Origin of the sequence: Hymenobacter duratus (assembly GCF_014698995.1) — a bacterium.
GTDB classification, from domain to species: domain Bacteria; phylum Bacteroidota; class Bacteroidia; order Cytophagales; family Hymenobacteraceae; genus Hymenobacter; species Hymenobacter duratus.
Genome location: NZ_JACWZZ010000004.1, coordinates 189562 through 202665, shown reverse-complemented (window position 1 = coordinate 202665; position 13104 = coordinate 189562). Strand labels below are relative to the sequence as shown.

The window sequence follows — 13104 nt, the reverse complement described above, 5'->3', positions numbered from 1 at the left end:
CTACACCACACCTGTTGTACTGGAAGCCTAGCCTAATGGCTAGGCTTTTTCTTTCAGCTGGCTACTGGCCGCCACAATGTGCACGTTCACGCTGATGAGCTTGGTGTCGCCGTGCTTGGTTAACTGCAGTGTCTCGAGTACCCGCAGGAACTTGGCCTGCACGTTCAGTTCCAGCTCGTCGATTTCGTCCAGGAACAGCGTGCCGCCGGTATCTTCTCCCAGTTGGCCCTTCTTAGTCGGCCAGCGCGCCCGTAAACGCGCCCTTCTTTTAGCCAAACAGCTCCGATTTCAGCAAATCCTTGGGGGAAACCAGGCAGTTCACGGCTACAAACGATTTGGCCTTCCATTCAATGGCCAAGTAAAAAGCCTGGGCAAACACCTTCTTGCCGGCGCCTGTGGGGCCTTCCAGCAGCACGGTGCTGTAGGTGGGCGCTACCTGGCGGGCAAAGTCTTGGGCGCGACGCAAGGCCGGGGCCGTGCCAATCATACTCTCGAAGCTGAACCGCTGGCGCATGCGCCGCTCCAGCTTGACTACGCGGTGGCGCAGACGAACTTTTCGGAGGCGCGCTTCACTACTACTACTAATTGCTGCTCGTAGTTGCCATTGGTGAGGTAGTCGAAGGCACCCTTCTTCATGGCCCCATAGCCCGCACGCCATCGAGGATGCTGCCATAGGCCGTGATCAGCACGATTTCGATGGAGGGAGCTTTGGCCTTGAGGCGCGACATGAGGTCTACCCTGTGGGCGATGGGCAGCTTCATGTCGTAGAGCAATACCAGCACCTAGTCGGCGTGTTACTAGAGAAGCTCCACGCCGCGGGTGGCATCGGGGGCGTGCAGGGTAGTGTAGCCTTCCAGCACCTGCTCCAGCAGGCTTCGTCATCGATGAGTAGCAGAGTTCCGTTGGGCATATTTTAGGGAGATTGGGAAATTGATAATCTACGAAAAGACATTACTGTCATTTATACCCCGCATACCTCAACAAATTCACGAAATTTAGGCTCACAAAATTCGTATATCTTATACCACTCATTATAATCTATTTTACCATTTATTTTTGCATTATTTATAATTTTATTAATACTCAAATGTTCGGTATCAATATAAGTGTCAGAACATAAGAAATTTGGGAAATCGATTTTATTGGCAAGTAAATCACGAGTTGTAATTGAGGATTGTCTGTTCAGGACAGATCCTTTTATATTTAGTAATATTTTTCCTGTATTTATTTTCTCCATCATTAAATCATTCAAGGGCCCATCAATAGCACTGGTTTTCGTATATGAATTTATTTCGTCTAATATGATTTCCTCTAATTGCATAGGATTTGGAAGATTTGATGATTTCAATAAATCATCAACAACAAAATCAAGTTTATCAGGATGTTCAATAGCATAATTTTCGAGTATTAAAAAAAACAAATATCCTTTATCTCTATTACTGAACATATTTACACCTGCTTGTCCATGCAAGAGAGCCGTAACAGGTAGTTTCATTTGTCGTATAGCTTTTTCCGGCAAATTCAATACAAGATTTGAGATAATACTTGCAATATGAATTGCCATGAGTGGTCTGTTAATTCTGAGTGTATTAGCAGTTAGATGTGTTACAACAGTATACAATATCATATTCGGGTCATAAAGCCATTTATAGATATAACGATCTAATTCTAATATTTCAATTATTTTATCATTTTCCTCTAAGCTCTCTATAAATAAACTTTTAGTTGCTAACTCTTGGAACATTGCATTGCACTCAAGCATAGATGCAATGGAAACAGGAACTCTAGCAATATCTATATCTGCGCTAGACGCAAAATTGACTAACAGCAACGGTTTTTTCATATTCAATTGACCATCTTCATTAAACCTATGCCCAATAGTCATGCCCATCTTCCATACATCTTTCCCATTGCCATATATTTTATTTTTAACCTGAGTATAGTAATAATAATATTTGTCTTGCTTGAATTCATTAAATAAAATCTTTATATGTAAAAATTCCGACTCCTTTCCATTCAGCCAAGCATTATATGCATTGTACATATTCACCATTTTTTTCATACCCCATAAAGTACTTGTATAATCAACCCAATGTTGCCATTCGTGATTTATTATGCTAATATTTTTTATGTTATCAAATGAAAGCTTATCCGTATTAAGTATTTCACTTAAAGTTGTTTCATTTACTTTATTCAGCATTATATAATCCCCTAAAGGGCTATAATATGCAACTGTTTGTATGCTGGAAAATAACGACCATTCGTTATTTTGAAGTTGCTCTTTCATCATTGCTTAATCTTCTTTGCCAAAGTTCAAACTTATTAAATTATTAGCATGCTGGGCAATGGCGGTGTCCTGGCGCTGCCCGCTCGAAAGGTACGCCGGGGTACTTTTTGCGGTGTGGCGTGAGCTGAAACCGGTCGAGGTAGGCGTCGATCTGGCGCTGGGCTTCCTACTGCTTAATTAGACCCCAAACGCGGATTGTGTGCCAAGGTGAAGCTGTGTATCTCCTCTGTGATTTTGCGGGCGGCCGGGCTCATCGAGTCCCAAGTAATGTGCTTGATGGCTTCTTCCGCGAACTTGCGCTTTACGCCACTACCGATAGTACCGCTTCCTTTTGCTGGGGCAAAGCTGTCAGGCAACAATGGAAACTTGTTGCGTAAATAGGTACCAATGTAGGAGTTCGTGTAGGCGTTTTGCTTTAGGTTTGCGGAATCAAATGTTTGTTTCTTATATAACCCTTGTAGCGTTTCCACCAAAACAGACGGTGTAAGTAGGTTTTCAATTTCTCTAACGGGCAGAATGTGATAAACAAAGCCGGAGTGCTGCTGGCGGGTGCGGCCTTCGTGGCGCGTTTGTTTCCCGGCGTCCTGATCGGCAATGAGCATGATTCGGTTGGCAATAGATAGGGCGCGGATTTTATCAAGAATATCGGGAGTTATCTGACCATTCGGGGCCAGCTCATCGAAGCGGTAGTGCTCGACATTGGCACCGGCGTATTCGAGGAAAGTGTAGTGCAGCCCTTCGAGCAGCGAAACAGTTTTGCCTTCTTTCTGCAACTGATTCCAATATGCTTGCAGGTAGGCACGCAGATATAATCTATCAGTAATGCCCTCCACCCATAGAGTGCAGTTGGCTAAGAATACAGAAGAGTTCTGCACGCCCAGCGCAGTTAGGTTTTGCAGGTCGCGGGGAGCGGATAGCTGAATCTGGAAGGACGTGCGCCCAGCTTTACCCTCCTGTCGCCGAAACGTGAAAAGGTTGATATGGCGGGCCTCATCAATAGCAAAGTCCAGAATGTGGTTTGAGTGCGTGGTGAGAAAGACAGTGAGCTGCTTCTTGCGCAGCACCGGGTTGGAGGTTATCGTTTCGATGAATAGACGCTGGAAACCCGGATGCAAGTGCGTTTCGGGCTCCTCGATAAAGAACCACGCTTTGTCGGGAGCAATGAACAAAGGATAGAGGAGCATGATGATGGCCTGGATACCATCTCCTAGGTCGTGAATATCCCGCTCTACCCCTGCTACGGTTACTGTGATGTTACCCCCACGCTTGTCCTTAACCCGTTCGGCTACTACCTCTACCGTTTTGCCACTGAAGAACGTTGCGGACAGAAAATCCTCAAAAGCCTTGAAGCTGGTACGGCCCTTGTGCCGGGCGTTGCGAGTGGTGTCCACGGCCTCATATAGCCCGAAGCCAGTATCTACGATTACTCCGGAATCAGCTAAATCGTAGTCATGTTGAGTGGTATGTCGGAAAATATCGTTTTCGGATTCTAGTCGGGCCTGTTCTTTTGAAATGAGAGTTCTAGAAGTTCGTAAAGTGGGTATATAAGTGCGAACTGGCAGGGCAGTAATGGTGGATTGCAGCTGTTTCATTTGCAGTTGAATAGCAGATAGATCCGCCAGCATACTACCTATTTTATCCATGATAGTCTCAGCATCTTTTTTAATGTTCTTTTCAATATCGTAGCCATTTATTTCCCAAAATGTATTATAAAATGACAATCCATTTTGTTGATTATCCATAAAATAATTGTTATGGCTGTAATATTCGTATACACCTGATGCTATTTCTTTAAATATGTTTCTTATTTTCTCGAATATCACTGTTAGCTTTAATGTAGTGTCAAACAATTCATTTTTATTAATACTTGCATTTATAGCATTTGCAATATTGTTATATGATTCTTTGATATTATTACAAAAATCATTCATCTCATTCCAGTAGCTACCAAGCTTTATTTCATTCCCACTAGACGAAAGGTCATTAGAAAAAAGCTTGCCGAAGGAATTTTCAAAGTTACTTTGCCTGGCACTGTTCCTTGTGCTAATTGAGGAACCAAGAGCATAATTTAACTCAATATTTATATCGTGCAAACTATTGACTATGTTAATTATATCCTTCTGGTTGCCCTCGTCTTTTATAGTTTTTATTTCCGCACTCCGCATTACCTCTCGCATAAAACGACTTTTACCTGAGTTGTTCTCTCCAAGAAATATATTAACAGAGTTGATTATGCCGAAATACCTGGGAAGTAGTTCGGCGCCGCTAATAATATATGATTCTAGCGGATTAGACTTGCGCTGATTTTGAGCGTCACTGAAAGCGAGGTAACGAGGCATAAAAGCGGTGGTGATTTAGCTTTTGTAATCGTCTTTAAAATTGCGGGTAGCGGTCAGAACATCCGCTATTTCAAGCAGGAGTTGCTTCTTCTCTGCATAATTGAGTCTGTTGTAGGTACCAGCGGTAAGCTCGGCTTTCCGTGCGGCTTGTACCTGATCGTAGTACCCCTGCCCACCGCGTTTCACTGAGTAGTCGAATGCAGCGGAGCGAAAATGCTTGGCCGCCTTGGCGGCAAACCTATCTGCTTCACTGCTGGACAAAATCCCTTCTATGGTCAACTTTGGAGAAGACACTCCCCGAATGACTACCGTGAATGAGTTGTTCAGCGCCCGGATGGACAACTGCTTGGCATTTCCTTCGATGGAACAGCGGCGGTCAATTCGGGACGCCAGATAATCGGCTAGGATGGCGCCGAACTCCTGCTCCGCAAACTCGCGTTCCTCGCGGCTTGTGGGTGCGGCAGCTACTACAGGAGTTGTGGCCTGGGTGGGAACAGCTGGCGTAGCAACCGGATCGAACGGGGTGATGAACTGCTCAACGAACAGGCGCAACTCAGCCAGTTCCTCGGCCGTTTCCAGCTGGGCCCCTATTTCGATGGAATTGCCGATGGAGCTGCTCAGCAGATTGAGCGAAGCAATGATGCCGGTAGTTTCGTTGAAATAGAGCTTGGCATGTAAGTTAGGAATCGGGCGGGGCGTGAGGCCCATATTCTGCACTTGTTCCCGGCTCACACTATTGGACTGGTCGTCGCGGATGTAGAAGGCGATTTGGACGTTCCGTTTTTGAGCGGCTATGAGGGCATTGGAAACCGACTTAGTGTAGGTCAGGTTAACGTAGGGTGAAACAATAACCAGCTCCTTCTGAGCGGATAAAATAACGTGGAGCAGCTTACTCTGCACGTCATGGGATTGAATGAGCTTCATGTGGATTCTTAAGCAGCGCCGTTAGGCGGAAATATCAACGATTTAGCGCTGTAAGGCTACTGGATATCATAGTTCATAAACCACTTGTCATTAATTGGTAGGGCCAGTGTCTACGCTGACCTCTATCTGTTGCTGGATGGCGCTTGGCACGGCGGATAACAGGTCGAGGCCGGTGGCGGCTTCGATGGCGTCGACGCTGACGCGGTACTGGCCCCAATTGGTGTTGATGGAGTTGTCGTTAGGCGTGTCAATGGCAATGATGCGGGTGTTGGTGCTAACGCGGGTGGCGTCGTCGGTGCCGGTAGGCAGGATGACTACGACCTTCCAAAGACGATTAGGAACGGTTACACGGCCCTGGTCGAGCGTTTGGGTGAGGCCACCGTTGGAGCCGGTGCCACCGCGGCCGTAGGAGCCGCAGATGATGTAGACTTCGTTGCCGGTGGCTAGAAAGGAGCGGGTGTAGTCTTCCAGATTCGCCCAGGTCTGCTGGTTGTTGCGCGGGGCCTGGGGCACCATATTGGTCATAAAGAACGTGGCCGAGTTGTCGGGCACCGTGTTGGTGCGGTCGGCGCTGGGACACATGTGGCCGCGGTCGAAACCGGAGCCGGAGTAGCTGGTGGCCTGGACCTGATACCAGCCGGCGGGCAGCGTGTTGTCGGGGCGGAAGTCGTCCTGGCGGGCGGCAGAGCCGCGCCAGCTGGCGTCGAGGTGCCAGCTGACCCAATTGGCGATGCCCCGGTCCCGGTGGTAGCTCAGGGCGTACTGCGTCTTGCTCAGCAGGTAGTTCGTGGGCTGGTTGATATCGGCAGTAGCCCCGCTGGGGTTGCCGAGCGTTAGATGGATGGGCAGCGGAACCAGCTGTACCGTAAGGGCGGCTAGTTGCGTAGTGGCGCCGGCGCGCACCATGATAATTTGGCTAGCTGGCGTCAGGTATCCCGCGGCTGCTACGTAGGCCACGGTATACTCGCCGGCAGGCAACTCCGCAAAGGAATAGGTACCCGCTTGCAGGCTAGCCGTAACGGCGGTGCCACCGCTCACGGGAGTAGCCGTGACGCTGGTCAGGGAGTTGGCCGGGGAAAATAGCCCGGTGACGGTCCCAGATTGCACCTGGACCTGTGGGGTGGGCTCGTTGGTATCATTGCAGCCGGACGCCAAGAATAGGCTGCTGGCGAGAAAAACGAGGGCAGGTGTACGAACCGAACCGAACATAAGGCAGGAAAACAAGTGGCGGGATATCGAAAGATACGCGGCCGTTTTTTTGGATAGACTATTGGGCGCGACGAAGCCACAAACGGCGGATGTTATCAGCAAGCGGCAATCCAGCGTACAGGTCAGCGAACATCTACCCTCAGTTTACCACCATCATATCCTCGAACCGGGTGGTGTAGGCCTGACTGCGGTGCTGGGCTTTGCCTTGCCAGGGTGCGGGCTGGCCGACGGGGGTAATAGCGGCGGCGGGCCGTACGGTGCCGCGGCCGAACTGTCGGTTGAGGGCGTCGAGGCTGCGCATGAGCTGTTGTGCGCGGCCGGCATCGGGGGCAGGCAGGGAGGTTTCGGAGGTAGGCGCGAACAAACTCAGCTGCTGACCGCGGCCGGGGGGCTCCAGGCCATCGAGCACCACCCCTGCTTTCACATAGACGCGGCCGGGCTCGTAGATCCGCTCCAGCATCCGGCGGGCGTAGGCCAGCAGCTGGAGGGTGTCGGAGGTGGGGCCGCTGGGAAGGGTGAGCGTGGTAGAGCGGGTGTGCGGCGGCGGCAGGCGCTGGTCGTAGCGGTCCTGGCTGAGAAACACGGTGAGGATATGGGCCTGGTCGTGCTGGGCGCGCAGCTTTTCGGCGGCCCGGCTCAGGTAGGTGGTGACGGCGCCCCAGAGGTCGTCGAAGGCCGTGAGGCGTTGGCCGAAGCTGCGGGAGCAGCTGATGCTTTGGCGGGCCAGACTACCGTCCTCAGATGGGTTCAGGTCCTGGCAGGGCTGGCCGCGCAGCTCCTGCACCAGCCGCCACCCCACTACCCCACCCAGATGCTTGCGGGCCCAGACCTCGGACACCTGACTTAAGTCCCAGGCGGTGCGCAGGCCGTGGGTGTGCAGCTTGCCGGCGTACTGGCGGCCAATGCCCCAGACGTCTTCCACGGGCAAAGCCCGGAGGGCCCGCTCGCGGCGGCTATCAGTATCCAGACGCAGGATACCTTGCAGCTCGGGGTATTTCTTGGCCAGGCGGTTGGCGACTTTAGCCAGGGTCTTGGTAGGACCCATCCCTACGCAGGTAGGAATGCCGGTGCAGCCGAGCACGTCGCGGCGCAGCTGGCGGGCGCGGGCATCGAGGGTGCCGCAGAAGGTGGTGAGGCCGTGCAGGTCGAGGAAGGCTTCGTCGATGCTGTACACTTCGATGGCCGGCACCTGGTCGGCGAGGCGGGCCATGACGCGGCGGCTCATGTCGCCGTAGAGAGCGTAGTTGGAGCTTAGGGCGTGGCCCTGATGGTGGCGCAGCAACTCACGCACCTCAAAGAACGGGGCACCCATAGCAATGCCCAGCTGCTTGGCCTCGGCCGAGCGACTCACGACATTGCCGTCGTTGTTGGATAAGACCACGACGGGGCGGCCGTCGAGCCGGGGCTGAAAAACCCGCTCGCAGGAAACGTAAAAGTTGTTGCCATCCACTAATCCGAACATAGCTCCTCTCCTAGTCGCGGCTACGTAGCAGCGCGGTGAGCTTGCCGGGGATGAGCTCGTGGACGACGTGGGTGACGACGCCCCAGATGCGCAGGTTTTCCGGGTCGGTGATGGGGTAGTCGGGGTAAGCAGGATTTTCGGCCTGCAGCCACCAGTTGTTGCCGCGGCGCACGAGGCGCTTAACAGTGCACTCCCCTTCCACCACGGCTACCACGATATGGTTGTGGTCGGCTTCGAGGTGCTTGTCGACGGCCAGTAGGTCGCCGGCGTGAATTTCAGCGCCCTGCATGCTCTCACCCGACACGCGAATCAGGTAGGTGGCCTCGGGGTGGCGGAACAGGATGCGGTTCAGGTCGAAGAGCTCTTCCAGCTCGTCGGAGGCGGGCGAAGGGAAGCCGGCAGGGACGAGAGAGGCGAATACAGGCAGCCACAATGTGGTGGTCGGCTCACCTACTTCTATTAGTTCGATGGACGTCATAAAGGTGTGGGTAGAGTAGCGGGCACAGCAAGTATACTAAAATAGTTAGCATTTTGTTTGTATACTAGCGCAGAGCTGCCACTAACACAATAGATCAAATGGTATGCAACATGCTCATAAAACACCTATATCATATAGATAAAGCCATTTTGTCAGACACTTCAGTTAATTGAATGCTGGCCAACCTTTCTTCCAAACATCCACTAATTTAAATAGCAAAAACACTATGAGACATTTCCTTCCTGACCAAGCGTCGCTAAATGAGATATTCGGTGCCTACATCACCAAAGGCTTACGGTTCGAGGTGAAGCCAGAGCCTTACTTCGGGGGGTACGCGCTGAAGGTGCTATTTGCCGAGGGAAGTAACGCTTCGCCCCTATTGCCGCTGCCGGCGGCGGAGATGCAAACGCCTGAGGCGGCGCAGCAGTGGCTGGAGCAGCTGCGGGATACCAAGCTGGCAATGATTACTCGCGGGATGCTGGGGTAAGTGGCAAAAAATCAGCAGCCCCGGCCGGTGTGGTCGGGGCTGTAAGTTTGCGGTGGTAAGCTAGATTTTCGCTCCTTCCCATCAGTATTGCAGAAAGAGATAGTGCAGCCCGAAATAGCCCTGCACATCAAGCCGGGAGACGGTAATCTTATCTGGTTTGGCTAGTACCCGGTCAGTAGTGAAGACTTGGCTTTTGCGGTCAACGTAGCCACCAATCAGGCCGCCATCGAGCAGAAACTTATGCCGGTTTCCGAAAGCAAGGCCACCGCCTACCATCAGCCGGGGGCGCACTTTATCGGATATGGATAAGGCAGGGCCGAAGCCGCCATGAATGGCAACAGAAGAAGTAAGCTGACGGCCATAGCGCAACATGGCACTTACCCCAAACTCGGCGCGGCCGGGCCTCTCCTGCACAATCTGGTACTCGGCGGTGGTATCCTGAGGGGAATCGAGAAGGGTGCGGGTGGAATAGGCGTCGTTGCGCAGCCAGCTACCATAGAAGCCGGTGCTGACGCCCCAAAACTGGTCAGTATTAAGTGGAAATAGCAGTTTAGTACTATAGGGCTGCAGCAGAAGTTTATCGTCGCGGGGAATAAGGGATATTTTAAGGTGGCTCTGGTCTTTCGTGAGCTGAATAGGCAACGACAAATAATACTGCTGAGAGCTGTTGATGACATTTACCAGGCCATCGAGCAGGGTGCGGGTATTTTCGGCCGACACACTGCTTTTGGCAGCTTCGATACCTTTATCCAACTCTTGTGCGGCGGTAGAAGCTCTTTCGCTCCTGGCTTTAAGCGAAGCGTTGTTGGCAATGACTTTTTGATATGGGGTACTCAGAGTGGTGAAGTTTGCTGCGGCTTGCTTTGTTTCCGTTGACAGAGTAAGAATACGGTTTCTTGCTGACTGCAGGCGCCGGTTTAAGTCGCGCAAGCTTTCTGCTGTAGGTCTGCCCCCTGCGCCTTCCTGCAGCTTGCTTTCCAGATTATAATTGTCTGCAGTTAGCACAATAGTTTGAAGTGTATCCTTTATCGCCGACAGTTCACTCGCGTGCTCAGAGAGCGTGCTGATGTATGTATTGATGATCTGCCCGGCTTTAGTGGTATCAATTGCATACTGCTTTTTAGGATTACTAGCTTTTGCTTTGCTCCAAGCTGTTTCCTCTAATGAAATCCTGTATTTGTAAAATAGAGCTATGTCTCTCATTTCACTGGCCTTGGTAGTTGATGCTGCTGGCCCAAGAATGCTACCCAAGGCGGACACACTCGCGGCAAGAGTGGTCAACTCGGTAAGGCCAAGACTGCCAAAGCCAGGAGGTGGCAGGGCTTTAGACGAAGAGGTATCGGATACACCTGTGCTGATTTTGTAGAGGCTTGGATTGAAGCAGCGGATACTAATACGATAGAAATCACCGCGCTTTAGCCCTCTAGGGATGCTAGTAAATAGCTTACGTCGGAAATCCAAGTCAACTACGGCAGGGTTCTGATAGCTACCTACAGGCTTTGAAGAATCTGAGACACAAAGCACCTTTATAGCGCAAGAATCACAAATTGACGAAGCAGCAACTTCTAGACTATCGCCAGCTGTGGGAACAGTAATTGATAAGGTGTCGCCTGCTGGCCCTCCTATCGAGTAAGGTCTGATCGGTGTTTTTTTAGGCGTTTGGGCGAAAATCGGAAAACAGTAGAGCAGGGCCATCCACAGGCCGCTGAGTAGGTAGCATGTTCTCATAAATGCGTGATTCTATATCTGGCTAGCTAAATATTAAGTTTTAATAATACATTTACAATACTTTATAAATAATTTATTGTACTCAATTTTATCCTCAAGCAATCTTGCTAGGTGTGTTCTACTAGCAGTAGGGCCTTACACGCTGCTTCCATTCGGCGTAAGCAGTGTGCGAAATCCAGTCGACCATGCCCAGGCGGCGTTGCAACTCAGGGTTGCGGCACAGCGTGCTCCGCTTATTTACCACGGTATCGTTGACGATGTAGTTGAAGACGTTTTGCAGGGAGTGCGACAATGCGAAGGCAGTAGTGCGAAACACGTAGGTCGCCTTACCTTCCTCGGTGCTCTCCCAAAAGATATAGGCTACATGGCGGCATATGAGTGTGAACAGGAAGGAGTCCTGAATGGTACGGCTACCGCTAGTATTCATCACCAACTCGGGCGTGGGAACAATACAGGCTTCTTCGTCCATGGCCTCGCAGAGGTAGCGCATGCTCGTGGAGCGAAAGAAATCGGGCAGATGGGTGCGGCAATACTGTTTGGTATAACTGGAAATTTTCTGGAGCACGGACTTGGCATCGTCCAGGCCGGCGGATTCTATGGCCTGCACAGTGATATTACATGTCGGTGTGCGTAGGTTTAACGCGTATCTGACGTCCCACACCGTGCATTACCAAGTCAATGACCCTTCCCTAGAGTCGCAATGGCGCGCCCTTATCCTTTTCGGGAAAAACTCAGCCACGTACAAGTTTGCCTTTGCCAAGTCTCTGCTGGAGCTGGCCGAACGCGAAACCACCACCATCACCCTGACGGATCTGGCCGAACCCTTCTCGCGCCATCTTGTCGAGCACCTGCGCCTGCATGACAAGCAGGGCAGCGCCGGGTCGAGCAAGTTCCTTACGGCCTGCCGGCAGTACCTGGCGGGCACGCTGCCCCTAGAGCGCCTTCTGCAGCAAACCGAGCAACTGGGCTTCGTGAACGTACTGGATGCATTTCAGGTGGTGCACAACGGCCTGATTCCGCAGCCCTTCTATGAGCAGCACCGCGTCAATGGCAAGCCGCAGCTCACGCTCACGGACCACTTCCTGCGGCTTAAGGAGTCGTTTCACTTCCAGAACCTGCCGCAGGAGGCGGAAGCCCGCTGGCGGCTGGTGGAGACGGCCTGGAACCTGCAAGTAAGCCCTAACGTGCTGGAGGTGGAATACGACGAAGTGCAGAGCATGTTCTTCATTGAGCGCAACCTGATGCGCCGGGTCAACATTACGTCCGTGCGCGACGCCCTCAACGGCTACCAGAAGGGCAAATGCTTCTACAGCTTCCAGGATATCAGCATTGTTTCCGGCTCCGAGCAACTGTGCGCAGTGGATCACTTCCTGCCCCACCTCAACAAGCGGGCCCACCTGCCCGCCAACATCAATGGGGTCTGGAACCTGGTGCTGGCGGATCGGGCTACGAACGGGGCCAAGGGGGCCCGGGTGCCGGCCCTGCGCTTTCTGCAGCGGCTGCATCAGCGCAATGAGTTTTTCATTGAGAGCAAGCACCCGCTGGCCGAGACCATCATCAACCAGACGGGGGCCACCAGCGAACGGCGCCGGCAGTTCCTGCTCAAGCACTATCAGCTGGCGCTGGATTATTCGATTCACCAATGGCAGCCTGAGGTGGAGCTGCCGGGCAGTTTTTAGGGTATGAGCGTATTTCTAGAGGTACCTGCTGAACGCATTCTGTACCGGGACGCGCTGTTCTTCATCATCCGGGACGGATATCCGGTTTCGCCGGGCCACACGCTCATCATTTCCAACGAGGTGCGGCCGGATTACTTCGCCCTGACGCGGGAAGAGCAACTCCACCTGCCGCTGGTGCTTGCGCAGGCAAAGCTTCTCATTGAGCAGCACTACCGACCGGATGGCTACAACATCGGGATGAACTGCGGAGCGGCAGCAGGTCAAACTGTGCCGCACTTTCACTGTCACCTTATTCCGCGCTTCGAGGGTGATATGGACAACCCGCGGGGAGGCGTCCGGCACTGTATTGCTGGCAAGGGATACTACTGACAGCTGGCATCTAGTACCGGTCGGCAACGTGGCGGCAGCCATTACATCAGTGGCAGTGAAGCGGATGGATACATGCACAGCACTAGGACAATTATGGTAGCGCGCTCCTACTATCTTGCAGCGTATTACCCCACCCTATTTA

General features: G+C 52.0%; 14 protein-coding genes. 3 read left to right on the top strand and 11 right to left on the bottom strand.

Annotated elements, in window-relative coordinates; genetic code table 11:
- Window positions 1-39: 39 nt before the first annotated feature.
- The 9 genes from IC231_RS20255 to IC231_RS16870 form a co-directional block, all read right to left on the bottom strand.
- A complete protein-coding gene (locus IC231_RS20255; RefSeq protein WP_190785674.1) occupies window positions 40-276 on the bottom strand; it encodes a sigma 54-interacting transcriptional regulator in 237 nt (78 codons plus the stop codon).
- Complete coding sequence (locus tag IC231_RS20250; RefSeq protein ID WP_190785673.1) at window positions 269-514, bottom strand: sigma 54-interacting transcriptional regulator; 246 nt, start codon at window positions 512-514, stop codon at window positions 269-271. The genes IC231_RS20255 and IC231_RS20250 overlap by 8 nt, the downstream gene beginning before the upstream one ends.
- A gap of 118 nt (window positions 515-632) precedes the next feature.
- Window positions 633-761, bottom strand: coding sequence for a hypothetical protein (locus IC231_RS20245; protein ID WP_262892777.1), 129 nt, complete (start codon window positions 759-761; stop codon window positions 633-635).
- Between the two features lie 200 nt (window positions 762-961).
- On the bottom strand, window positions 962-2290 hold the full coding sequence (locus IC231_RS16895; protein ID WP_211539144.1) for a hypothetical protein: 1329 nt from the start codon (window positions 2288-2290) through the stop codon (window positions 962-964).
- A gap of 170 nt (window positions 2291-2460) precedes the next feature.
- Window positions 2461-4626 (bottom strand): AAA family ATPase, encoded by a 2166-nt coding sequence (locus IC231_RS16890; RefSeq protein WP_190785671.1) that lies wholly within the window; start codon window positions 4624-4626, stop codon window positions 2461-2463.
- A gap of 15 nt (window positions 4627-4641) precedes the next feature.
- Complete coding sequence (locus tag IC231_RS16885; RefSeq protein ID WP_190785670.1) at window positions 4642-5550, bottom strand: phospholipase D-like domain-containing protein; 909 nt, start codon at window positions 5548-5550, stop codon at window positions 4642-4644.
- 90 nt (window positions 5551-5640) lie between these two features.
- Window positions 5641-6705, bottom strand: a complete 1065-nt coding sequence (locus tag IC231_RS16880) for a DNA/RNA non-specific endonuclease (protein WP_211539142.1) — start codon at window positions 6703-6705, stop codon at window positions 5641-5643.
- 193 nt (window positions 6706-6898) lie between these two features.
- Window positions 6899-8221 (bottom strand): Y-family DNA polymerase, encoded by a 1323-nt coding sequence (locus IC231_RS16875; RefSeq protein WP_190785669.1) that lies wholly within the window; start codon window positions 8219-8221, stop codon window positions 6899-6901.
- Window positions 8222-8231: 10 nt separating this feature from the next.
- On the bottom strand, window positions 8232-8699 hold the full coding sequence (locus IC231_RS16870; RefSeq protein ID WP_190785668.1) for a LexA family protein: 468 nt from the start codon (window positions 8697-8699) through the stop codon (window positions 8232-8234).
- 226 nt (window positions 8700-8925) lie between these two features.
- Between IC231_RS16870 and IC231_RS16865 the strand changes: the two genes are divergently transcribed.
- Window positions 8926-9186: a hypothetical protein gene (locus tag IC231_RS16865; RefSeq protein WP_211539140.1), complete on the top strand. Its 261-nt coding sequence runs from the start codon at window positions 8926-8928 to the stop codon at window positions 9184-9186.
- An 81-nt stretch (window positions 9187-9267) separates the two neighbouring features.
- On the opposite strand, the gene IC231_RS16860 is transcribed toward IC231_RS16865, so the two are convergent.
- Window positions 9268-10881: a hypothetical protein gene (locus tag IC231_RS16860; protein ID WP_190785666.1), complete on the bottom strand. Its 1614-nt coding sequence runs from the start codon at window positions 10879-10881 to the stop codon at window positions 9268-9270.
- A 154-nt stretch (window positions 10882-11035) separates the two neighbouring features.
- Window positions 11036-11521, bottom strand: a complete 486-nt coding sequence (locus IC231_RS16855; protein ID WP_190785665.1) for a hypothetical protein — start codon at window positions 11519-11521, stop codon at window positions 11036-11038.
- 19 nt (window positions 11522-11540) lie between these two features.
- On the opposite strand from IC231_RS16855, the gene IC231_RS20385 reads away from it, so the two are divergent.
- Complete coding sequence (locus tag IC231_RS20385) at window positions 11541-12593, top strand: HNH endonuclease family protein (protein ID WP_211539138.1); 1053 nt, start codon at window positions 11541-11543, stop codon at window positions 12591-12593.
- Between the two features lie 3 nt (window positions 12594-12596).
- A complete protein-coding gene (locus IC231_RS16845) occupies window positions 12597-12962 on the top strand; it encodes an HIT family protein (RefSeq protein ID WP_190785663.1) in 366 nt (121 codons plus the stop codon).
- The last annotated feature ends 142 nt before the right edge of the window (window positions 12963-13104 follow it).